General features: G+C 65.9%; 20 protein-coding genes and 1 tRNA gene. 11 read left to right on the top strand and 10 right to left on the bottom strand.

What is annotated here, in order from left to right; all coding sequences use genetic code 11:
- Positions 1–92 precede the first annotated feature (92 nt).
- Positions 93–1,448 carry a carboxylate--amine ligase gene (locus ACFQO4_RS07945; protein ID WP_500260365.1) on the top strand — a complete coding sequence of 452 codons (1,356 nt, stop codon included), beginning with the start codon at positions 93–95 and terminating at the stop codon, positions 1,446–1,448.
- Positions 1,449–1,567: 119 nt separating this feature from the next.
- Here ACFQO4_RS07945 and ACFQO4_RS07940 read toward each other — a convergent pair whose 3' ends face one another.
- Positions 1,568–2,698, bottom strand: coding sequence for an ORC1-type DNA replication protein (locus ACFQO4_RS07940; protein WP_312910853.1), 1,131 nt, complete (start codon positions 2,696–2,698; stop codon positions 1,568–1,570).
- A 159-nt stretch (positions 2,699–2,857) separates the two neighbouring features.
- Here ACFQO4_RS07940 and ACFQO4_RS07935 point away from each other — a divergent pair, with 159 nt between their 5' ends.
- A complete protein-coding gene (locus tag ACFQO4_RS07935; protein WP_500260364.1) occupies positions 2,858–3,304 on the top strand; it encodes a hypothetical protein in 447 nt (148 codons plus the stop codon).
- Positions 3,305–3,370: 66 nt separating this feature from the next.
- Here ACFQO4_RS07935 and ACFQO4_RS07930 read toward each other — a convergent pair whose 3' ends face one another.
- The 6 genes from ACFQO4_RS07930 to htpX all read right to left on the bottom strand — a co-directional run bounded on the left by ACFQO4_RS07930 (position 3,371) and on the right by htpX (position 9,163).
- Positions 3,371–5,389, bottom strand: a complete 2,019-nt coding sequence (locus tag ACFQO4_RS07930) for a MutS-related protein (RefSeq protein WP_500260484.1) — start codon at positions 5,387–5,389, stop codon at positions 3,371–3,373.
- A 114-nt stretch (positions 5,390–5,503) separates the two neighbouring features.
- Complete coding sequence (pspAB, locus tag ACFQO4_RS07925; RefSeq protein ID WP_500260363.1) at positions 5,504–6,109, bottom strand: PspA-associated protein PspAB; 606 nt, start codon at positions 6,107–6,109, stop codon at positions 5,504–5,506.
- 91 nt (positions 6,110–6,200) lie between these two features.
- Entirely contained in the window at positions 6,201–6,776 is a 576-nt protein-coding gene (locus ACFQO4_RS07920) for a hypothetical protein (RefSeq protein WP_500260362.1), read from the bottom strand.
- 3 nt (positions 6,777–6,779) lie between these two features.
- Positions 6,780–7,226: a RidA family protein gene (locus tag ACFQO4_RS07915; protein WP_497902180.1), complete on the bottom strand. Its 447-nt coding sequence runs from the start codon at positions 7,224–7,226 to the stop codon at positions 6,780–6,782.
- A gap of 52 nt (positions 7,227–7,278) precedes the next feature.
- Positions 7,279–7,986, bottom strand: coding sequence for a class I SAM-dependent methyltransferase (locus tag ACFQO4_RS07910; RefSeq protein ID WP_500260361.1), 708 nt, complete (start codon positions 7,984–7,986; stop codon positions 7,279–7,281).
- 286 nt (positions 7,987–8,272) lie between these two features.
- Positions 8,273–9,163 (bottom strand): zinc metalloprotease HtpX, encoded by an 891-nt coding sequence (gene htpX, locus ACFQO4_RS07905; RefSeq protein WP_500260360.1) that lies wholly within the window; start codon positions 9,161–9,163, stop codon positions 8,273–8,275.
- Positions 9,164–9,389: 226 nt separating this feature from the next.
- Between htpX and ACFQO4_RS07900 the strand changes: the two genes are divergently transcribed.
- The 3 genes from ACFQO4_RS07900 (at position 9,390) to ACFQO4_RS07890 (ending at position 12,377) form a co-directional block, all read left to right on the top strand.
- On the top strand, positions 9,390–9,521 hold the full coding sequence (locus ACFQO4_RS07900) for a hypothetical protein (protein WP_500260359.1): 132 nt from the start codon (positions 9,390–9,392) through the stop codon (positions 9,519–9,521).
- Positions 9,522–10,012: 491 nt separating this feature from the next.
- Positions 10,013–11,134, top strand: a complete 1,122-nt coding sequence (locus ACFQO4_RS07895) for a 60S ribosomal export protein NMD3 (protein WP_500260358.1) — start codon at positions 10,013–10,015, stop codon at positions 11,132–11,134.
- Entirely contained in the window at positions 11,127–12,377 is a 1,251-nt protein-coding gene (locus ACFQO4_RS07890; RefSeq protein WP_500260357.1) for a class I SAM-dependent methyltransferase, read from the top strand. Before ACFQO4_RS07895 ends, ACFQO4_RS07890 begins: the two co-directional genes overlap by 8 nt.
- A 183-nt stretch (positions 12,378–12,560) precedes the next feature.
- Here ACFQO4_RS07890 and ACFQO4_RS07885 read toward each other — a convergent pair whose 3' ends face one another.
- Entirely contained in the window at positions 12,561–14,459 is a 1,899-nt protein-coding gene (locus ACFQO4_RS07885) for a helicase C-terminal domain-containing protein (protein WP_500260356.1), read from the bottom strand.
- A gap of 160 nt (positions 14,460–14,619) precedes the next feature.
- On the opposite strand from ACFQO4_RS07885, the gene ACFQO4_RS07880 reads away from it, so the two are divergent.
- From ACFQO4_RS07880 to ACFQO4_RS07865, 4 genes are all read left to right on the top strand, one after another.
- Positions 14,620–14,707, top strand: a tRNA-OTHER gene (locus ACFQO4_RS07880).
- An 80-nt stretch (positions 14,708–14,787) separates the two neighbouring features.
- Positions 14,788–16,179, top strand: coding sequence for an oxidoreductase (locus ACFQO4_RS07875; RefSeq protein ID WP_500260355.1), 1,392 nt, complete (start codon positions 14,788–14,790; stop codon positions 16,177–16,179).
- Positions 16,180–16,316: 137 nt separating this feature from the next.
- Positions 16,317–16,979 (top strand): HAD family hydrolase, encoded by a 663-nt coding sequence (locus tag ACFQO4_RS07870; RefSeq protein WP_500260354.1) that lies wholly within the window; start codon positions 16,317–16,319, stop codon positions 16,977–16,979.
- Positions 16,980–17,105: 126 nt separating this feature from the next.
- Positions 17,106–18,164 (top strand): hypothetical protein, encoded by a 1,059-nt coding sequence (locus ACFQO4_RS07865; RefSeq protein ID WP_500260353.1) that lies wholly within the window; start codon positions 17,106–17,108, stop codon positions 18,162–18,164.
- Between the two features lie 106 nt (positions 18,165–18,270).
- On the opposite strand, the gene ACFQO4_RS07860 is transcribed toward ACFQO4_RS07865, so the two are convergent.
- Both ACFQO4_RS07860 and ACFQO4_RS07855 read right to left on the bottom strand, forming a co-directional pair.
- Positions 18,271–18,687, bottom strand: coding sequence for an RNA-binding domain-containing protein (locus ACFQO4_RS07860; protein WP_500260352.1), 417 nt, complete (start codon positions 18,685–18,687; stop codon positions 18,271–18,273).
- A gap of 1 nt (position 18,688) precedes the next feature.
- Positions 18,689–19,339 carry an AAA family ATPase gene (locus tag ACFQO4_RS07855; protein ID WP_500260351.1) on the bottom strand — a complete coding sequence of 217 codons (651 nt, stop codon included), beginning with the start codon at positions 19,337–19,339 and terminating at the stop codon, positions 18,689–18,691.
- Positions 19,340–19,488: 149 nt separating this feature from the next.
- On the opposite strand from ACFQO4_RS07855, the gene ACFQO4_RS07850 reads away from it, so the two are divergent.
- Both ACFQO4_RS07850 and ACFQO4_RS07845 read left to right on the top strand, forming a co-directional pair.
- Complete coding sequence (locus ACFQO4_RS07850; protein ID WP_500260350.1) at positions 19,489–20,412, top strand: ABC transporter ATP-binding protein; 924 nt, start codon at positions 19,489–19,491, stop codon at positions 20,410–20,412.
- Positions 20,409–21,275 carry an ABC transporter permease subunit gene (locus ACFQO4_RS07845; protein WP_500260349.1) on the top strand — a complete coding sequence of 289 codons (867 nt, stop codon included), beginning with the start codon at positions 20,409–20,411 and terminating at the stop codon, positions 21,273–21,275. Before ACFQO4_RS07850 ends, ACFQO4_RS07845 begins: the two co-directional genes overlap by 4 nt.
- Positions 21,276–21,314: the final 39 nt, after the last annotated feature.

Genomic DNA, 21,314 nt, shown 5'->3' with positions numbered 1-21,314 from the left:
TCGCCCCTCCAGAATCGGTTTTTGTGCCGGTAGGGCAGCATTACGAGGGTAACGGACCCATAACAATACCCTCGTGGCCCTCTCGAGAACGTATGCAATCGGCTGCGCACGACCAACCACGCGGGGCGCGGGAACGCGTCATCGTTCCCGGTATCACGGCCCCCAGCACCGTCGCCTGTCTGCGGTCGCTCGGGCCGCGCGGGATCTACACCATCGTCGGCTCCGAGGACCGGACGACGCCCGGCTCCGTCTCGCGGTACTGCGATCGATTCGTCACGCTCCCCGACCCGCGGTCGGACCTCGAGGCGTACGGAGACGTCCTCCTCTCGCTGGCCGAACGTCCCGGCGTCGAGACGATTATTCCCGTCCGCGAGGAGGACGTCTACACGCTCGCGGCGAACAGGGACGCCTTCGCCGAGCACGTCGCGACGCCGTGGCCGGACTTCGAGACCCTGCGGCAGGTGCAAGACCGGGTCGAACTCTTCGCGGCCGCCGACCGTGCCGGCGTCGAGACGCCCGAGACGACCCTGCTCGACGAGTGGGACGACTGGTCGCGCGAGACGATCATCAAGCCCCGCTACACCGTCGCCGCCCCCGAGTACCTCGGTCACGACGCCGGACTCAGCGACATCGGGTCGACCGTCTACCACGAACCCGGCACCCCGCCCGCGGTCGAATCGTCGCTCAACGAGTGGGGCCACGTCCCCATCGTCCAGGAGTACGTCCCCGACTCCCGGGAGTACGGCTTCTTCGCGCTGTACGACGAGGGGGAGGCGGTCGCCACCTTCCAGCACTGCCAGAAACGGGGCTACAAGTACAGCGGCGGTCCCAGCGCCTACCGCGAGTCGACGGACATCCCCGAACTCGAGGCGGCCGGCCTCGCGCTGCTGGACGAACTCGAGTGGCACGGCCTGGCGATGGTCGAGTTCCTGCGCAACCCCGAGACGGGCTCGTTCGAACTGATGGAGATCAACCCGCGGTTCTGGTCGTCGCTCCCATTCTCCGTCCGTGCGGGGGCCGACTTCCCCTACTACTACTGGCAGCTGGCACGCGGCGAGCCGATCAGCCAGCCCGACTACGAGGTCGGCATCGGCGGCCACCTCCTCCGGGGCGAACTCTGTCACCTCCACAGCATCCTGGCCGAGGACTACCCGCTGGTCGAACGCCCCTCGTTTCTCTCCGCGGTCAGCGACGTCGCCACGTCGATTGTTCGAGAGCCCCGGTTCGATTACGCCGTCGCGGACGACCCCGTTCCGTTCGTCCAGGACGGCTGGAACTTCGTCCGTTCGGCCGCCGGCGAGCAACTTAGCGCCGTTCGAGCGGGCAGTAAAGCCGACGCGTCGTCGCCGGCCGTCGGATCGCCAGCGCTCGCCGAGAAAAAGCCCACGTCGACGCCGGCGACGGCCGACCTCGAGCCCCTCGAGGACCAGCGCGGACGGACGAACTGACGCCGAGTCGTCGCTACTCGGCGTTGGACGATAGATCGGCACCGAGCGGGTGCCTCACCTGTCGGGTGGCCGAGGCGGTGGGTAAGCGAAACGACGACCGGCGACCGGCGGCCAGCGACTCACTCGAGTCGCTCCCGAATCGCCTCGGGTTCGTACGAGAGCGTCAGCGACCGCGACCGTCCACGTCCGTCGATTTCGGCGTACTCAGCGTCGATGAGACCGAGCTGGTCGAGCTTGTTGACGATTTCCGAATAGCGAGTGTAACCGAGGTCAGTCTCCTCGCTGAACCGCTCGTACACCTCGCCGGCCTGCGCGCCGTCGTGGTCGACGAGTACCTCGAGGAGCGCCCGCTCGTTCTCGCTCAGGCTGTTGAGGCTCCTGGAGAGGTTGATGTACTTCGACGTCTCGTAGGCCTTCTCGACGTCCTCGAGTTCGACGGTTCGGCTCGCACGCATCTCGGCGTTGAGTCCGGCCCGCCTGAGGAGGTCGATGCCCACCCGGAGGTCGCCGCTCTTGGCCGTGAGCGAGCCGACCTGCTCCAGGACGTCCGTGGCGACGACGCCGTCGTGGAACCCGCGGGTGACGCGCTCGTGGAGGATGTCGACGATTTCCGGTTGATCGTACACCGGAAAGTAGACGTCCTCGGGCCGGAAGACGCTCTGGACGCGAGTGTCGAGGGCGTCGATCACCTCGAGCGCCGGGTCCGAGGAGACGACGATGACGCCGATCTTCGCCCCCGGGTGTTCCTCGTGGGCGCGAAGCAGCGAGTAGAGCGTATCAGACGCCTCGTTCTCGTAGAAGAGGTAGTTGACGTCGTCGAGCGCGACGACGAGCACGCGGTCGTCCTCGACGAGTTTCTCGGCGATCTGGCCGAAGAGCTTCTTGAAGGAGATGCCCGACGACGGGGGTTCGTAGTCGAAACAGCCCTCGAACAGCCGCGAGAAGACGGAGTACCGCGTCGAGTTGACCTGGCAGTTGACCCGGATCGTCTGGACGTCCCGGGTCTGGGCGCCGACCTCGTCGTACAGCTTCTGAATCGCCGTGGTCTTCCCCGTTCCCGGCGGTCCGCGGACCATCACGTTCAGCGGGCGCGAGCCCCGGACCGCGGGTCGCAGCGCGTACGTGAGACTCTGCATCTGCGAATCGCGGTGGCGGAACGTCTCGGGGACGTAATCGATCTCGAAGACGTGTTCGTTCCTGAACACGGATTCGTCCCACGACAACATCCCCTCCTCGGGGTCGCCAGTCATCACTTTCACCACGCCCTCGAAGCTACTTAGTTGTTTGCGGTCGTTTTCGGCGTGAAGCCGGGTTCTCACCGCTCGAGACCGTCGAAACGGGATATTGGTGCTCAATCACCGACACAGCGTCTACGACTTTATATACGAAGCCGGGGCCAGAACGGATCGATGATCGACGTACCTGCGGACGGAAACGAGCGTCTGGCCGCCCTCGGCGGCGTATGCCTCGTCGTCAGCGCGTTCCTCCCCTGGGCCAGCATCGACGTGTTCGACATATCGACGACGACGAACGGATTCACCGGCATGGGCTACGCCGTTCCAGTCGCCGGCTTCGTTGCCCTCGGACTGGTAACCCTGCGCGAGTGGACCGCGTTCGAGGCCAAGGTGACCGCGGCCGTGGGCGTCCTGACGCTCCTGTCGCTGGGCGTGATTTACACCTCCCTCGAGAACGTCTTCGCCGTCGGCTACCCCGCCCACTACGTCACCGTCTCGCCGGAACCCGGCCTCTACGTCGCCGCCCTCGCCAGCGCCCTCGTCGCCGTCGCGGGGTATCGGGGGATGCGGGCGGCCGCCACCGAGACCGCGGCTCGACCCTCGAACGAGCCTCGCGGATGACCCGACCTCGAGGTCGCTCTCCGACTGTGTTCACTCTCCGACTCCGTGGTCGCCCCCTGACCGCGGTCACTCGAACTTCTCGAGCAACCGGTCGTAGAACGCGGCGTTCCCCTCCTGGGCCAGCTTCTCGACGATCAACTCGGGTGTCGACCGCGCGAGGTGGTCCTTGACCGGCGACCGGTTGACCTCGAGTTCGCCATCGACCAGGCCGACGGCCTCGATGCCGTCGACGGCCACGTCGATGGCGGCCATCTCCCGGATTTCGCCGGCCAGGTGGGAGACGAAGACGGCCGTCGCGCCGTTCTCGGCGAGTGCCTCGAGGATGCCGGCGATAATCTTCGCGCTCGCCCCGGGTTCGGTGATGCTCTCGAGTTCGTCGACGAGGACGAGCGAGCCCTCGCCACCGGTGGCGAGATCCGCGAACTCCCGGACAGTGGACTCGAACGCTCCGGCGTCGAGAGTTCCCTGCGTCTTGGCGTGGTAGTGTACGTCGTCGAAGCGGCGCAGTCGGACGCCTTCGGCGGGAACTGGCAGACCCATGTGCGCGAGGACGACGACGCTCGCGACCAGGTCGAGCGTCGAGGTCTTCCCGCCGCTGTTGACTCCCGAGAGCAGGGTGGTGCCCGACACCGCGTAGTCGACGGGTTCGATCGCCTCGAGGGGCTCCTCGAGGACGGGCGAGCGACCGCCCTCGATGACGAATCCGGTTTCTCCGTAGCCGTCGTCGCCGTCCCAGACGAACTCGGGCATCGTACACTCGAAGTCCCGGGAGAAGCGGGCGACGGCGAGTTCGACGTCGAGCTCGAGCGCCGAGCGAACCAGGTCGTGGGCGCCTTCGCGCTGGGCGGCGAGGTCGGCTGCCAGGTCGCGTTTGAGCTGGGCCGCCCGCCGGTCCCGGGCGACGGTGAGTTCCTCGCGAAGCCGTGCCGTGGCATTTTCGTCGCGCTCGACGGGGAAGGTCGGCTCGTCGTCGAAGACGTGGCGGGCGAGTTCGGCCTCGCCGACGTCCAGGTCGAGGGCGTCGATCAGGTGCTCGCGGGCGGCCTCGACCGCCGCGGCGAACTCGTCGGCGAGTTCCCGGGAGAGCAGCGAGTCGACGCCGGCACCGCGTTCGACGAGCGAGAGCAGGTCGGCGCCCTCGATGGTCACGTCGCGTTCCTCGATGGCCTCGCGGAGTCGGTCGTTGGCGACGCTCTCGGCGACGCCTGCGACCGCGTCGAGGTCGTCGACGGCAACCGTCAGCCGATCGAGTTCGGGGTCGCCGGCGACGGTGCCATCGTCGTCGAGGCGCTCGAGGCCGTTCTCGAGGGCGTCGAGGTCGACCGTCGCGTCCAGTTGCGAATCGGTGTCACCACCGCCGACCGCACGATGAACCGCAACCGCTGCCCGCAGTCGCTCCCGGTTGCGGGCGAAGAACGCGAGCGGGCGCTCTGGAACCACGTCGGCGGGATCTGCGAGTGCATCCGGGCGAACCTGCACGTCGCCCTCGACCTCGACGCCGGCGAAGGACTCGTCGATCGCGACCACCGTCGAATAGCCTCTTGCCAGTTCGGCGAGTCCCTGGGCGTCCTCGACGATTTCGACGGAGATTTCGGGAATCGTCTCACGGGCTTCGGCGTAGCGCTCGGCATCGGTCGTCGCCAGACAGCGGTCCCGGACGCGAACGTCACCGGGCCGCTCGAGCGGTTCGACGCCCTCGAGGGCCTCGAGCACGGCCGGATCGGGGTCGCGTTCGATCGCCTGACGGGAGAAGTCCTGCACCTCCTCGATGCGCGAGCGCCTGGGGCTGGGGTACAGCGTCTCGAGGCGGTAGGCCGCGTAGTCGGTCACCGTCCGGTCTTGACACAGGGAGAGCACCTGTCGGTAGATCTCGCGTGCGCGGTCGGTCGCGAGGAAACCGCCGGGGTCGTCGTGTTCGCGGCGGATCGCACCGCGGGCGATGCGAGCGGCCCGGCCGACGGTGACGCCGGGCGCGCTGGCGAGTGTGGCCACGTCGCCGTTCTCGAGGGCCCGCTCGGGGTCGTCGAGTTCGTCCAGTGCACGGGCGGTCTTCGCGCCGACGCCCGGGATCGACTCGAGGTCCATTGCCATCGACCGCCACGTCCCGCCGAGACGAGAAAAAGGTCCCGCCCCGCTCTCGGCTCGAGTCTCAAGTCTCGAGTCTCGAGTCCCGGATCAGACTGGCAGCCGGCGAGCGCGCTACTCCCAGGGATGACGCCCGCTCGTGCTCGGCCACAGGGGATACCAGTACTCCTTGTCGGGTTCGATCTCGAGTTCGCCGCCCAGGACGGACTCGAGTTTGAACTCGGTGCCCGAATCGCGCTCGCGGCCGGCCCGCGGCGCGAAGGGGTAGTACGCGCCGCGCCGGAAGGAGTAGATCCAGTAGGCCGGTCCGCTGTGGTTTCGGTAGGCGAAGACGGCCGCGAGCAGCCGTGAGCCGTACCCCTCCTCGATGAACGTGTCCGCCGCGAAGTGGAGGCTGGTGATCAGATCCTCGGGGTCGGAGTCCTCGAGGACGACCCAGTGGTAGCCGTGGCCGTCCTCGGTGACGCGAAAGTCGGTGCCGGTGTCTTCGCTGCCGGCCTCGAGGATGGCTTCGACGTTCTCGACGGCGTCGCGAAAGCTGCTCGAGTCGACACCGGCGAAACAGAGCGCGCCCGCGTCGGCGGAGTCGTAGCCGAGGTCGGCTTCCATCGTCAGGTAGGCGGTGCTCATTCCGAAGAGGTCCTCGGGGTCGGCGTCTCGGCTGGCGTCAGACTCGGCGCGGATGCCGAGCACGGATCGCAGTCCGTCGAGCAGTCCCATACCCTTCGTTGGACGGCCAGGGTTTGAAAGCTCGCGTTTTCTCGCTCGAAGCGGTAGTTCCATCACCCGAGGACGGCTTCACTCGATGCCATCACTCGAGGAACAGTCGAACGTCCGCCGCCGGCCGCTCGGGCGTTTCGTCACAGCCGTCGGGGAACGAGGTGTACCACCCGGCGTCCCAGCCGCAGGTCGTCCTGGCGGTGAGATCGGCTGCCGTCGCCCCGTCCGCTTCCGGGGAGGCCTCGAACACGACGGTGTGACTCGAGGTGTGGGCCGTGTCGTCGCCCTCGACGACGTGTTCGACCGATCGAACGCGAACTGGACGGCCGACGTCGACGGGCTCGTCCGTGAGCCGTTTGACCGCTCGATCGGCGGCCGCGAGCCAGTCGTCGTCTTCGCCCTCGAGGCGAGCGTTCGGTAACAGGGCGACGGGCTCCTCGAGATGGGTAGCGATCAGAACCGAGCCGTCGGCGGCGGTGACGCCGACGACGGCCATCCCGCGACTGTGGGCGCGGCAGTGGTTCTCGTCGACGTGGATCTCGGTGCGTTCCGCGTAGCGAACGTCGTCGTGGTCTCGGAACCGAGCCGGGTCGGTGAGCGACTCGAGGTCGGTCAGGGAGTCGGTGCGCGTCGAGCTGGTCGCGGATCGTGGTGATTTCTCCGTCATTGGTTATTCGTCGCCGGTAATCGTTCGAACTGTCCACTCGCCGTCGGTGGGAATCGTCGCCCGCACTTCGAGTTCTACGAGGGCTCCGTCGACGTTGTGACTGGCAACCCCGACCATGCAACTAGCCGGGTAGTGAGGATAGTCGATGAAGTCCGATCGGACCTCGTGAATCGTTCCTCTGGTTTCGTCATCGAGGACATCCTCGCGAACGAACCATCGAAACTTCACGATGTCGTGCATCGACCCCTCGAGGTCCTCGAGTATCTTTTCAACGAGGCCCAGCATCTGTCGAGTCTGCTCACGAACGTTCCCCTCAGGGTAGACGAGGCCGTTGATCTCGACGTGCGTGTGCGTGTCGTGATGCGTTGCCACTGCGAGCGAAATTTGCGGTTCGTCGATGACGTCCGATTCAATCGTGCCCTGTCCGGGTGCGATGACGGTTTTCTTCATCTGTATCTCGTGTCTGCGTTTCGACTGGATTCGCCGCGTTCCTGGAATGGACTCATTTCGGCAACCAGACCAGTGGAACGTGATCCCAGGCCCAGCGCTCCTCGGGTTTCTCGGTGAATTCCCAGAACTGCCGCGGCGGAGTGCCGAGGGCGTCTTCGATTGCCGATTCGGAGAGCGTACTTTCCCCCTCGAGCACCAGCCGGAACCGCCTGGCGAACCCGTGGGGATCGAAGTCCGGGTCGTGCTCGCGCCACGCGTCGGGGTCCGCGAGACGACCGTCGTAGTGATCGCGCCCGGCCTCGGTGATGTAGCCGAGCACGAGGTGGCCTCCGGGGGTGACGGCATCGTACAGCGCGCGGAGCGCGCGTTCGGTGTCGTCGACGTAACACAGCGTCGCGTAACAGCACACGAGATCGAACTGCCGACCGGGATCGAACTCGGGGAGCACGGCGCGTTCGAAGCATACGTTCTCGACCCCGCTCGAGCACGCTCGGTCGCGGTTCGCCGCGAGAATCGAGTCGGCGGCGTCGTAGCCGACGACGCTGGTTTCCGGGTGGCGTTTCGCAACGGTGAAGGCGACCTCGCCGGGGCCACAGCCGACGTCCGCGACCGAATCGGGGACGCCTTTCGCGGCGACGAAGTCCTCGAGGAGGTCGGTCAGGTGGTGGGTACTGGGGGTCGCGCCGGCGCGGTCGTCCGCGTCGGCGGTCTCCCAGAAGCGGTTCCAGTCGATGGTCTGCTCGAAAGGGGTGTCTGTCATGCGTGAGGAGTTGCTATCCGTTCGATCGGGTGTCGGTCGGCGGGAGCGGTCGACTCTTGGAGAGAGCCGTCGCTGTGGGATCGAAGGCGAGTCGTCGTTTCACAGTGCGCCCGAAATCAGGACTCTCGAGCGCTGTAGCTACACGTATTGGTAGTGATAAAAGAAAGCACCGATTTTAATTCGTTTACTTTCTGTATGTAATAATTCGGTGCGGCGGGTTAAATAGTTTTCGGCGTTCGTCGCGGATTCTCACCGGATCCGGTGCTGTCGAAACTCGAGCGAGGATCTAGACTGTCTCCATCTCGCGCTCGAGTTGGCGGAGTTGATCCACGCGGCGCTCGGTCGATGGATGCGTCGAGAACAGTCTCCCGACGACGCCCGATTTCAGCGGAATGATGAAAAAGGCGTTCATCTCCGCCTCCTCGCGCATGTCCCTGTCGGGAACCTTGTCGATCTCGCCCGAAATCTTCAGCAACGCGGAGGCGAGCGCAGAGGGCTTGCCGGTAATCGTTGCAGCGCCTCGGTCGGCAGAGAACTCGCGGTACCGAGAGAGCGCCCGGATCAGGAGATAGCTCACGATCCAGACGACCAGCGAGACGACGATGGCGACGATCACGCCGCCACCGCCGCCGCGGCCGCGACCGTGGCCGCCGCCGAAGAAGGCGCCCCAGCGGACGATCATGAACGCGATCGTCGAGAGGAACGAGGCGATGGTCATCACCATCATGTCGCGGTTCTTGACGTGGGCGAGCTCGTGTGCGAGGACGCCGTCGAGTTCGTCGCGGTCGAGCGTCCGCATCAGTCCCGTGGTGACGGCGACGGCGGCGTTCTTCTGGTTTCGCCCCGTGGCGAATGCGTTCGGCACCTTCGAGTCGATGACGGCGACTTTCGGCTTCGGGAGGTCGGCCTGCTGGGAGAGGCGCTCGACGGCGCTGTGGAGCTGTGGGTACTCCTCGGCGGAGACCGTCTTCGCGCCCATCGTCTTGAGGGTGAGCGTGTCGCTGAAGTAGTACTGCACCAGCGACATTCCGCCGAAGAGCAAGCCGAAGATCAGCAGGTTCGCTCCGCCCGCGATGTACGCCGTCAGCACCCCTGCGAAGACGATGTACAGGGCGAACAGCAGGAACATCGTGAGGAACATCCGAAACCGCAATCCCCAGTCCGGTTTCCAGTCCATACGCGAACAATGGACCGAGGGCGGATAAATCCGCCGCGAACGCGCCTCGAGCGGGTGGCCGGACCGCTTCGCTCGCGTTCGTCCTCGAGTCGCGCCTCGTAATCGGTCCAATCGACCTCCAGCAGCGATGCGGATCGCCGACTATATCGCTCCCCCGACACGTTCTCGAACCATGGGCCGACTCGGATCGCTCGAGATTGCCGCCAACGATTCGTGAGTCGCCGTCGTGATCGCTACCGTGCTGGCCGTACTCGCCTTTCTCGACGCCACGCACTACGCGATTCTGTCCCGGGTGGCTGTCGCGACCCTGACCTGGATCGTCGGTGCGATCACGGTCGTGCTCGTCGCAGCCGACTGAGCCACCTGGCCACCCCAATACCCGTCTTTCAGCTGGGTCGGAAGTGCTCGAGCCGGTACGTCGAAGAACCGAGCGAGCGTTTCCACAACCCCTCTATTTCCCTTGGAAAGGCGAACACGTGGAGGCGACCGCCGGTGTCGACGCTCAAGCGTACGCCACGCGTCAGACGGCCGGGTTTCGAGTTCCACCGGAAACGTCAGACGGGCGTGAAATTTGTCGTTCTAGATGTTTGACGATCGATAACACCTCGATCGAAACCGACAGCAACGGGGGAGATTCGACGTATCGCTCGAAATACACGCTCACCGGAGACGAATTCCATGTGGCTTGATAGCACGATTCGCAACCCCCCGATTTCGGGTGGAGTTCCCACATGCTGTGACCGAACGGCCCGTCGAACCCCTCCATTTCCGGTGGAGACGTCCCGCTGGAACTGGTCGACACCGTCGACGAACGCGTCGTTTAACTCCCTCAGTCCCCAACCACGGGACATGACCGATTCGCGTGCGTTCTGTCCCCGCTGTGGCGATCCGGTGCCGGAGCGGAGCGAAGGCGACGCGACGGACCCCCTCCGACCGGGGACCGACGTCGACCTCTGTGACAGCTGTTACTTCGACGATTTCGAATTCATCGACGCGCCCGACCGGATCGACGTACGCGTCTGCGCCCAGTGCGGGGCTGTCCATCGGGGCCGTCGCTGGGTCGACGTCGGTGCGCAGGACTACACCGATCTCGCCATCCAGGAGGTGAGCGAGGCGCTGGCCGTCCACGTCGACGTCGAGGATGTCGCCTGGCAGGTCGAACCCGAGGAGGTCGGGCCGAACACGATCCGGATGCACTGCTACTTCACGGGAACGGTTCGCGGAACGCCCGTCGAAGAGCAGGTGATGATTCCCGTAAAGATCGCTCGCCAGACCTGTACCCGGTGTGGCCGCATTGCCGGGGACTACTACGCCAGCATCGTCCAGATCCGGGCCGAAGGCCGGACGCCTACGACGGAAGAACTCGAGCGGGCGAGAGAAATCGCCGAGACCATCGTCGCGGACATGGAAGCGACCGGGGACCGGAACGCCTTCATCACCGAAACCACGGAGACCGACGACGGCCTCAACATGCGGGTTTCGACTAACAAGATCGGCAAGAAGATCGCCAACAAGATGGTCGAGGAGTTCGGCGGCACCGTCAACGACGCTGAAACTCTGGTCACCGAGGACGAAGACGGCAACGGCGTCTACCGCGTAACTTTCGCCGTCCGCCTGCCGCCGTATGTCCCCGGCGACGTGATCGACCTCGCGGACGACGACGAGGGGCCGGTCCTGGTCAGTAGCGCCCACGGCAACCTCAAGGGGATCCGATTGCGGACGGGCGAGCGCTACGAGGCGAGTTACGAGGAGGGAAATTCCCCGGAGGCTCGCAAATTGGGTGAGCGCGAGGACGCCGTCGAGACGACCGTCGTCACGGTCGAGGACGAGCGCTCGATCCAGGTGCTCGACCCCGAGACCTACCAGGCGAAGACGATCTCTCGACCCGAGTACATCGACACCGACGCCGAGGAAGTACCGGCGCTGAAGAGTCGCGCTGGATTGCATATTTTGCCCGAGGACGATGCCTGAGGACTCCGGAGAGGACGCCCGGTCTCGAGGCGAAGGCGGGTCTCGAGACGAGGGTCGGCCTCGAGACGAATCCTCGAGTTCGGACGACGAGTCGAACCCGCGTAGCGACGTCAATACTACAAATTCTATAGCAAAGGACTCGACCGCGCTCGAGTTGCGAGACGATCCCCTCGCGGTCGTCGTCGAGAAACCGCGCTCGGAGACGGCGATCGAGTCCCTGCGAGCCGAGGGCGTCTACGACGACGACCGCCGGGTGCGGGAGTACGGCTCCGAGACGGTGGCGCTCCCGGTGCTCGAGCCACCCTCGGATACGGCCGTCCTCGAGGTCGTCCGTCAAATCGACCCCACCTACCGCACCCGTGACCTGGCCGACCACCTCCGCGAGCGGGGATGGAGCGACGCCGACCTCGAGACGGCCCCCGGTTCCTGGGCCATTATCGGTTCGGTGATCCTCGTTCGCGTTCCCGACGACTGCCACAACGAGGCCGAACTCGGGGAGGCCTTACTCGAACTCCACGGCGAGGCCGACAGCGTGCTCGCCGACGAGGGGATCTCGAACGGGGGCGACGGCGAGGGAGACGCCGGAACCTACCGCGAACCCCGGACGCGACTGCTCGCGGGCTCAAGCGACACCGAGACGGTCCACGTCGAGGACGGCACGCGGTACGGACTCGATCCCGCTCGCGTCATGTTCTCGCCGGGCAATCAGGCCGAGCGCCGGCGGATGGCCGAGGTCGTCGACCCGAACGAGCGCGTCTTCGACATGTTCGCCGGTATCGGCTACTTCACGCTCCCGATGGCGCGAGCGGGGGCGCGAGTGACCGCGACGGAGCTGAACCCGACGGCGTTTCGCTACCTGCTCGAGAACGCGATGGCCAACGACGTCTCGAGTCGGATCGACGCCTACCACAGCGACTGTCGTGACCTCGCGAGGGACGTTCGCGCGGACCGGGTCGTCATGGGGTACTACGGAGTTGCCGACGGCGAAGACGAGGAGGGATACGGCAGTCGCGTCGAGGAGACCGTCTCGTTCCTGCCGGCGGCCCTCGAGGCCCTCGAACCCGGTGGTATCGTCCACTACCACGAGGCGACACCCGAGCCGGAGCTGTGGGGGCGCCCTATCGGCCGGCTCGAGACTGCTGTTGAAAAGGCGGGGCGGACCCTCGAGGTGCTCGAGAAGCGGCGCGTGAAATCGCACAGCGCGGGCGTCGAGCACGTGGTCGTGGACGCCCGTGTGGTGTAACCGAACGACGTGATCGCTTTCGGGTCGACACGAGCGAATGCGGGCCGATGTGGCCACATTGGGCGTGACATTCATACCAGCGTGGTGAGAAGCGGTTATTATGAACAAAAACCAGATCATCGCGGCGCTGTTCGCCCTGTTGATGATCACGTCGATGGTCGCCTGGGGCGCGACGTTTATTTTCTAGCCGTCCGTATCCCAGACGTCCGCGAGCGGGCTTCGCTTCGAGGAGCGTCGGCCGCGTCGCGACCGCGACCGTGATTGGCCTCGAGCATCGCTCTCGTTCGCGCTCCCGCCTGAGTCCGTCCCCTCCTTTGGCCCGGAACTCGACATACTTCGCGAGGACGTTCTCGAGTACCCGCCGCCCCCGCCCCCACCCGTCGCCTCGAGCGCCGCTCGCGGCTCGAACTCGGGCAGTGCTGGTTCCGAGAGGCGGTCGACCTGTTCTTCGAACCAGTCGGGCATGTCCGTCCGGGCGCGTTCGAACAAGTCGAGCAGGCTCGAGTCCGCGACGTAGGTCGCCCCGTGGTCGTCGGGGGCGCGAATTACCCGACCGCAGGCCTGGATCACGGTCCTGAGCGCCGCCCGGTAGTACCACGCCCACTGCCCTTCCTCGAGTCGGTGAGCCACCCGCGAGTCGCTCGTGTTGAGGAAGGGCGCCTTACAGAGCACCTGCCAGCGACAGAGGTCGCCCTTCAGGTCGAGGGCCTCCTCCATCTTGACCGAGAGGAAGACGTCCGGGTCAGAGGAGGCCTTCCAGGCCTCGAGGTCGGCGTCCCGGTCGTCCCTGGAGTGGGCTCGAACGCGGTCGCCGACGCCGAAGTCAGTGAGGAGCGACTCGAGTTGCTCCTGGATCGCGTAGGAGTGGGCGTGGATCAGCCCCTTCTCGTCGGGGTGGGCCTGCATGATGCGGACGATGGTGCGAGCGATCTTCGGCAGGGTCTCCTCGCGGTGCTCGTAGGTCATTTTCCCCTGAGTGACGTCGTAGAGCGGGCGATTCTCGACGGGGAAGGTGTGGCCGACGTCGACGAGGGCGACGCGGGAGGGCTCGAGGCCGACGTGGCGACAGAAGGCGTCCTTGTTGAGGATGGTGGCCGAGAGGAGCGCGAACTTGTTGCCCCGGTCCCAGACGGTGTACCGGAGGTAACGCTCGGGGTCCATCGGTTTGATGGTGAGGGGCCCGCCCTGTGGATTCTCGGTTTCGTCCTCGTCGTTCGAGTCCGACCCTCCGTCGCGACTCGAGTTCGTTGCCTCGTCCTGGTCGACCAGCCACGTCGTCGGACTCTGCGGGTCGCGGTAGTCCTCGACGAAGAAGTCGAGTTCGCCGATGAGTTCCTGGAGGCGGTCCCGTTCTCGCACTTCGGCGGGCGAGAGGGATTCCTGGCCGAGCAACTCGTCCTTGCGACTGGTACACCGCCGACCGAGTGCCTCGGCGTAGCGGGCCGCCGATTCGACGGAGTCGACCTGTGGGACGCGAAGGTCGTCCCAGAAGGGCACCGTCCGGGGGCCGAGTTGGATCGTCGCGTACATCTCGGCCCACTCGGAGAGGCCGTGGGCCTCGTCGATCACGACGACGTCGCGCTTGCGGAACACCTCGCTGCCCGCGGTCTGCATGAAGTACGCGAGCGTCATCGCCGCGATGGACCGATTGGAGGCGATGGCCCGGTCGGAAAAGTACGGACAGCGGTGTTGCACCGAGCAGTCGTAGCCCCGCTCGCGGACGCAGGGGGCCTGGTTGACCGGCGTGTCGAGTTCGCCGGGGAGGATACAGGTGTAGTTCGATTTCCCGCGGATGATGTTGAGGTCCTGGAGCAGGTCGTCGCCGGCCACGTCGTCGAGCTGGGAGACCTGCGGAGTCGTGTAGTAGGCGCCGGTCGCCTCTACCGGCTCCGCTTCGTCGATCGTACGGGCACAGCCCGCGACCGCGCGAGCGAGGAGGGACTTGCCGCTGCCCGTCGGTGCACGGACGAGAACGACGTCGTTGCCCGCCTCGAAGGCGTCGCGGATGTCGCGGAGGGCCTGTTCCTGGTTGCCCCGGTAGCTCGGCGCGGGGAACGCCTCGAAGATCCGGTCGGGATTCACCACTCGAGTCACCGGCGGGCGTGGTCCTAAAGGCTGCGGAGTCTCGCGCGTCTCGAATCCACGCCGGTCGACTTCGAGGTGAGCTTCCGGCGAGAACGCCCGGCTTACGCGAGGGTAGGAACCCGATTACAATCAGAATCGTCGGCGTCGACCGACGTACGGAAGGGTCGCTCAGCGGAAGAGCACCGCGGCGTCTCCGACCCGCGGGGGCCGTCCGGCCTCGTGGCGTTCGAATCCCACCCCTTCCGCTCCCGCCTTTGCTATATTTTCTATAGCCATGCCGTGAGCCGAGCACCACGCTCTTTGTCACCGACTGCGAACGGATGCCATGGCACGCCTCGAGGACCCGCTCGAGATCGGCGGCGTCGAGATTCCGAACCGACTCTACCGTGCGCCGGTCCTCGAGTGCGCGGGCAACGGACCCGACGCCGTCGATGCGCTGATCGAGGACCTCGAGCCGGCCGCCGAGTCGGGTGTCGGATTGCTCTGTCAGGGGGCGACTATCGTCCGCGGAGAGGGCGGTTGCGCGGCCCCGGGGATGACCCGCGTCCACGACCCTACTTTCGTGTCCCATCTCTCGCGGCTCACCGATCGAATCCACGACCACGGGAGCCGAATCTTCGTGCAACTCGAGCACGGGGGTCTCCGGAGCATGGAGACCTGGCACGCTGGCTACCGACGCGAGCACCCGGACCTCGAGCAACTCGCCGCCTCGCCCCTCCCGGCACCGCTTCGTGCGCTCGACAGGGCGGGCTTTCTGGCCTACGACCCGCACGTCTTGACGACCGAGGAGGTGTACGAACTGGCCGCCGATTTCGGCCGTTCGGCGGCGTACTGCGTCGACGCGGGCTACGACGGCATCCACATCTCGGGGGCGAACATGGGCATCGTCCAGCAGTTCCTCTCGCCGTTTTACAACCGCCGAGACGACGAGTTCGGCGGCTCTCCCGAGAACCGACTCGCCTTCTTGGAGGTCGTCCACGACGAGATCCGCGACCGGGCTGGCGACGTCCCGCTGATCACCAAGGTTCCCGCCGAGACGCCGGCCCCGCCCTGGCCGGTCGTCCGCCGAAAGCTCTCCCTCGAGGACGGCGTCGAGATTGCCCGACGCCTCGAGCGAATCGGGTACGACGGCGTGGTTCCGGTCCAGACCTCGGTCGCCTGGGACATGAGCATCGTCCGCGGGCGGTATCCGAAACGGGCCTGGGAGAACGAGGCCCTTCGTGACGGATACGACGAGGCCTTCGGCGGGTCGTGGCGGCGTCGACTCATCGCCGCAGGGAATCGACTCGAGTCGCTGGTCTACGACTTCGAATCGGCCTGGAACGAGGACTTCTGTCGTGGCGTCCGTGAGCGGGTGTCGATTCCGGTCCTCGCCGAGGGCGGGATTCGAGAGCGGGGGCAGATGGACCGGTTGCTGGGCGCGGCTGGCGAAACCGACGATGGGGCGGCCAGGAACGCGGAACCCGCCTGCGACATGGTCGGCATGGCTCGTCCCTTCTACGCCGAACCGCGACTGGGGGCGCGATTGCTCGAGTCTCGGTCTCCGTCCCCGGGCGCGACCGACCGCGAACTCACCCCGGAGACGCGCGTCCTCTGTGAGAACTGCAACAACTGCACCGTCCCACAGGTGACGGGTGCGCCGGGAATCTGTCGCACGCCGTCGGTGCTCAGAAAGCGGGGCGAACTCGAGTGTGAGGGTGCGTACGACCGCGAGTAACGGGCGATCGACGGACTGTCGGTCGAGCCGGTGATGACCCGTCCGCTCGATCGGATGACGGACTGTCCGCTCGAGCCGCCGATGGCCTCGAGTGCCGGCCGAACGCCTATGCTTCGCCGCCCGAAACGTCGGGTCACATGCGCGCAGTGCTCTTCGACATGGACGGCGTCCTCGTCGACTCCGAGGACTACTGGGTCACCCTCGAGCGCGAGGAACTCCTGCCACAGGTCGTCCCCAACCAGGACGTCGCCGTCGCCGAAATCACCGGAATGAACTACCGCGAGATCTACGACTACCTCGATGCGGAGTACGAGACTGCGGTCTCCCGCGAGGAGTTTCTGGACCTGTTCGAGGACGCCGCCGAGACCCTCTACCGCGACCACGTCGCCCTCCTCGAGGGAACCTACGATCTGCTCGACGAACTCGAGGAACGGGACGTCCCGCGAGCGATCGTCTCCTCGTCGCCCCACGACTGGATCGACGTCGTCCTCGAGCGCTTCGACCTCGCGGGCCGGTTCGACGCGGTCGTCAGCGCCGAGGAGATCGATGGGCCGGGCAAACCGGAACCGGACGTCTTCGAGTACGCCGCGGCCGAACTCGGCGTCGATCCTGGGGAGTGCGTCGTCCTCGAGGACTCCGAGCACGGAATCCGTGCGGCGGCCCGTGCGGGGACGACCTGCATCGCCTACGAAATCGACGCTCACGACGACGTCGATTACTCGCCTGCCGACGCGGTCGTCGAGACACCGCGAGAACTGCGCGAAGCGGTCCTCGAGCGGGTCCGGACTGCCCCGCGCTAACCGACCCGCTGTGTTTCGTTGACGCGACCCGTTGTGTCCTCTGGTACTAACACTCTCAGTGCCCCCTGGTAACGACACCCTCTGTGGCCAGTACGTTCAAACGTCGTGAGCGTCACTAACGAATACATGAACAGACGTCGCTATCTCGAGACGCTCGCCGCCGGCCTCGCCGTGGGCGGTCTGGCCGGCTGTCTCGACGACCTCCAGGCGACATCCAGGAGCGACGCCGATCAGACGGTCGGGAACGGCGACGGGACGGAGGACGACGGCGACGGCGGTACCGACGGCACCGACGACTCCACGACCGACGGCAGCGCCGGCCGCGATGAAGCCGACCGCGAGATTCGAATGGCCGCCGGGCGACTGAACCGCGCCGGCGCCTCGCTTCGAGAATCGCGTGACTCCCTCGAGGATCCCGAATCGGCCGACTACGACTCCGAGGAACCCCAGGCGTTTCTCGACGAAGCCCTCGAATCGCTCGAGGCGGCCGAAGACGCCGACCCGACCGAGGCACAGCGCGCCGACATCGAGGAACTGAATGCCTACGCGGCCGTCCTCGGCCCCGCCATCGAGGTGACGGCCGTCGTCACCGACGACGGTCTCGAGGAGGAGGTCGACCGGGTCAACGACGCCATCGTCGACGAGGACCTCGTGACGGCCCGGTCGGTCGCCGAGTCGTTGGTCGACACCTTCGCCCCCGCACAGGAGACCCTCCAGCCCGCGCTCGAGGGCGTCGAATCTCTCGACGTCGAGCGACTCGCCGACCTCGCGATCACTGACCTCGAGGCCGTCGAGGACGGCGTCCGGACGCTCGCGTCCGTCGTCGACTCCCTGGTCGTCCTCTCGGCGTCGCTCGTGTCCCTCGTCGCTGGCCACGAAGCGCTCGAGGAAGGCGGTAACCTGGCCGACGAAGAAGCGTTCAACGAGGCGTGTACGGCGTTCGACGACGCGGCGACGATTTACGCAGATGCCGCAGCGTCGCTCGAGGACGGTCACGCGGACGCTCCCGAGGGGCTGGTGGCGTACTTCGAGACAGCGCTGTGTCAGGTCGGCCACCTCGAACGGGCGGCCGTCGCGTTCAACGAGGCAGCGAAGGCGGCCGACGACGGGGACCGAAGTACGGCCGAAGAACGCGAGGCCGACGCGGAGGAGCAACTCGAGCTGGCGGAAGCGTGCGGAACGTAAGGTGAGCGAACGTCGGAACGACCTCCGACGAGTTGTGAACGCCGGTATCGACTACGAAGAGTTGCGAACACCGGAACGAACGACGATTCGCGAATAGCGAAACCGACTACGACGAGTCGACCGGCCGCCCGTCCTCGGTTCGCGGGGCGACGTGATCGACGTAGGCCTCGAGCGACGGTTCCTCGACGCGGACGCGAACGGCGATCTCGCCGAGTTCGTCGGGCTCGCCAACCGAGAAGTTCACGCGTCCCTCGAACGCCGCCTGCTTCTTCAGCGCGAAGTGAAACGTGTCGCCCTCGTGGCTCGAGAAGAACTCGCCACGGGCCGTATCCAGAATCTCCTGGCGGTGTAGTTGTTCCGAGAAGTGCTCCATGGAGTGGACCGTCGCCGTCACCTCACCGAACTGTTCGTCGGGCTCGGCGTTCGGAAACAGGTTCCTGATGGCGTCTTCGACCCGGCTCGTGACCTCCGTGTCGTTGACGGGGGCAGTGATTTCGACGTCGACGCGGTAGAGCGTGGTCATGTCAGGGTTCGGATTCGAGGGTCGGTTCGCTATTTTTGGTATCTTCGACACTTTCGACATCGTCGGCGTTTTGAGGCTCTTCGGCGGCCTCGACGTCGGCACCCTCGGCCGCCGCCTCGAGCACCTCGCTGACCTGCGACCGAAACGCCTCGAGGCTCTCGGTGTTCTCGACGACGACGTCCGCACGTGCCATCGCGTCGTCCATGCCGAAGCCGCGCTCGCGCTCGTCGCGGGCCTCGAGGCCCTCGCCGCCGTCGTCCTCGTCGGCGTCTCGGCCGCGGTCGACGACGCGTTCTCGCCGGAGGTCGAACGGGGCCTCGATGCTCACGAGCGTGAAGTCCTCGCCGAAGCGCTCCTCGAAGACGTCGACTTCGGTGCCTGATCGAATACCGTCGACGAGGACGCCCTCGTGGTCCTCTAAGCGGTCCTCGAGCATCGGGAGCGACCGCTCGGCGATGGCGGCGGGGCCGTTTTCCTCCCGAAGCGCCTGAGCGACCGTCCCGTGGTCCTTGCTGGGGTCGAGTCCCCTGTCGGCGGTCTCCTGTCGAACCACGTCGCCCATCGTGACGACCGGGATTCCTCGCTCGCGGGCGACCGTCGCGGCCTCGCCCTTGCCGCTTCCCGGGAGTCCGACAGTTCCGATAACGTACATCGGATGCGAGTACAGGCGACGAGTGCATAAGGGCTGTGTCTCGGGCTCACGTTCCGTGGGGGTCGCTTTCCTCGACACTGTTCGCATCATTTTGTTGAAAATCCTATACTATCGGTGGGTATTTATCTCTGGATTCAGTAGCGGGCCGTATGAACGCAATCGAGGTCACGAACGTCACGAAGCGATTCGGTGACGTCACCGCCCTGAACGACCTCTCTCTGACCGTCGAAGACGGCGAAATCTTCGGCTTCCTGGGACCGAACGGGGCCGGCAAGTCGACGACGATCAACCTCCTCCTCGACTTCATCCGCCCAACCGACGGCACCGTCTCCGTACTCGGCATGGACGCCCAGGAGGACAGCAAGGCGATCAGACAGCGCCTCGGCGTCCTCCCCGAGGGGTTCACGACCTACGACCGCCTCACTGGTCGTCAGCACCTCGAGTTCGCCATCGAGTCCAAAGACGCGACCGAGGAGCCGGACCTGCTGTTCGAGCGGGTTGGCCTCACTCCGGAGGAAGGCGACCGCAAAGCCGGCGGCTACTCGAAGGGGATGTCCCAGCGGCTCCTGTTCGCGATGGCGCTCGTCGGCGACCCGGACATGCTGATCCTCGACGAACCCTCCACTGGGCTCGACCCCAACGGCGCCCGCGAGATGCGCCAGCTCATTCGCGAGGAGAACGACCGCGGGACGACCATCTTCTTCTCGAGTCACATCTTAGAGCAGGTCGAGGCGGTCTGTGACCGCGTCGGAATCATCCGGAACGGCGAGATGGTCGCCGTCGACAGCGTCGAAGGACTTCGCGATTCCGTCTCGACGGCCAGCCAGTTGCGCATCGAGGCCGACCGGATCACCGAACCCGCCATCGAGGCCGTCCGGGCCCTCGAAGGGGTCGAACGCGCCGAAGTTCTCGAATCCGGTTCGGACGGGGCGGTTGTCGCCGTCGAGACGACTGGCTCGAAGACGGCGGTGCTTGGCGCGCTCGAGGACGCCGGCATCGTCGTCGAGGACTTCTCGACGGCGGAGGCGTCGCTCGAGGACGTCTTCCAGCGGTACACGGAGGTGACGGCATGAGCGTCACCGCCATCGTCCGGAAGGACTTCCGGGACGGAATTCGCTCGCGTCTGCTGTGGGCACTGATGGCGCTGTTCTTGCTCTCGATGGGTGGATTCACCTATGTCGCCACTCGCGGGTTCGAGGGACAGTCTGGTGACTCGGGCGTCGCGCTGTTTGCGTTGCTCGGTCTCTCCGTGGTCGCTGCCATCATCTTTCTGGTGCCACTGACCGGGCTCGTGGTGAGCATCAAATCCATCGTCCGTGAACGGGAACTCGGGAGCATCCGCATCCTCCTCTCACTGCCTCACACCCGCCAGGAGGTCATCCTCGGCAAGTTTATCGGCCGTGCTGGCCTGCTGACTGCCGCGATTCTCGCCGGGTTCGTCCCCGCGGCGATCATCATGTTCGTTCAGACCGGCGAGTTGCCGTTCTTCGAGTACGTCGCACTCGTGTTCGTGACGATCTGCTTCGGCGTCGTCTTCGTCGCCATCGGCCTCAGCGTGTCGGCGTTTACAAGCACCGAGACCCGCGCCACAATCGGCGGCGTCGGCGCGTTCTTCCTACTGTACTTCTGGCAGAGTCTGTTCGGGTACGTCAACGGTCGACTCGAGCTGTTCTCGGGCGACCTGCTGCTCTTCATCGAGCGCTTCGACCTGTTCGTCGTCTTCCTGGACTCGCTGATGGCGCTGCTCTCGATTCGACACGACATCCCGAACACGTCGTTCGTCGGCGGACCGCTCTTCGTCGAGAATCCGGAAGCGGTCGATGCGATCTCTCAGCCGTTCTACCTCCAGCACTGGTTCGCGTTCGTGATCCTCGCGCTCTGGATCGCGGTTCCGCTCGCAATCGGGTACGCCCGGTTCGAAAAGATCGACCTGTAGCGCCGTTCCTGGCACCCGTCGAGCGTCTTTCACCCTCTC

Origin of the sequence: Saliphagus sp. GCM10025334, from assembly GCF_042663485.1 — an archaeon.
Lineage (GTDB): Archaea > Halobacteriota > Halobacteria > Halobacteriales > Natrialbaceae > Natronosalvus.
This window is presented reverse-complemented; position numbering and strand designations above follow the sequence as displayed.

Excerpts from the sequence above, each read along its gene's own strand:
- ACFQO4_RS07930 (WP_500260484.1), bottom strand. The coding sequence starts at position 5,389 with ATGGACCTCGAGTCGATCCCGGGCGTCGGCGCGAAGACCGCCCGTGCA.
- ACFQO4_RS07845 (WP_500260349.1), top strand. The coding sequence starts at position 20,409 with ATGAGCGTCACCGCCATCGTCCGGAAGGACTTCCGGGACGGAATTCGC.
- ACFQO4_RS07920 (WP_500260362.1), bottom strand. The coding sequence starts at position 6,776 with ATGACGGAGAAATCACCACGATCCGCGACCAGCTCGACGCGCACCGAC.
- ACFQO4_RS07945 (WP_500260365.1), top strand. The coding sequence starts at position 93 with ATGCAATCGGCTGCGCACGACCAACCACGCGGGGCGCGGGAACGCGTC.
- htpX (WP_500260360.1), bottom strand. The coding sequence starts at position 9,163 with ATGGACTGGAAACCGGACTGGGGATTGCGGTTTCGGATGTTCCTCACG.
- ACFQO4_RS07870 (WP_500260354.1), top strand. The coding sequence starts at position 16,317 with ATGCGCGCAGTGCTCTTCGACATGGACGGCGTCCTCGTCGACTCCGAG.
- ACFQO4_RS07855 (WP_500260351.1), bottom strand. The coding sequence starts at position 19,339 with ATGTACGTTATCGGAACTGTCGGACTCCCGGGAAGCGGCAAGGGCGAG.
- ACFQO4_RS07860 (WP_500260352.1), bottom strand. The coding sequence starts at position 18,687 with ATGACCACGCTCTACCGCGTCGACGTCGAAATCACTGCCCCCGTCAAC.
- ACFQO4_RS07915 (WP_497902180.1), bottom strand. The coding sequence starts at position 7,226 with ATGAAGAAAACCGTCATCGCACCCGGACAGGGCACGATTGAATCGGAC.
- ACFQO4_RS07935 (WP_500260364.1), top strand. The coding sequence starts at position 2,858 with ATGATCGACGTACCTGCGGACGGAAACGAGCGTCTGGCCGCCCTCGGC.
- ACFQO4_RS07875 (WP_500260355.1), top strand. The coding sequence starts at position 14,788 with ATGGCACGCCTCGAGGACCCGCTCGAGATCGGCGGCGTCGAGATTCCG.
- ACFQO4_RS07910 (WP_500260361.1), bottom strand. The coding sequence starts at position 7,986 with ATGACAGACACCCCTTTCGAGCAGACCATCGACTGGAACCGCTTCTGG.
- ACFQO4_RS07865 (WP_500260353.1), top strand. The coding sequence starts at position 17,106 with ATGAACAGACGTCGCTATCTCGAGACGCTCGCCGCCGGCCTCGCCGTG.
- ACFQO4_RS07895 (WP_500260358.1), top strand. The coding sequence starts at position 10,013 with ATGACCGATTCGCGTGCGTTCTGTCCCCGCTGTGGCGATCCGGTGCCG.
- ACFQO4_RS07850 (WP_500260350.1), top strand. The coding sequence starts at position 19,489 with ATGAACGCAATCGAGGTCACGAACGTCACGAAGCGATTCGGTGACGTC.
- pspAB (WP_500260363.1), bottom strand. The coding sequence starts at position 6,109 with ATGGGACTGCTCGACGGACTGCGATCCGTGCTCGGCATCCGCGCCGAG.
- ACFQO4_RS07940 (WP_312910853.1), bottom strand. The coding sequence starts at position 2,698 with ATGACTGGCGACCCCGAGGAGGGGATGTTGTCGTGGGACGAATCCGTG.
- ACFQO4_RS07890 (WP_500260357.1), top strand. The coding sequence starts at position 11,127 with ATGCCTGAGGACTCCGGAGAGGACGCCCGGTCTCGAGGCGAAGGCGGG.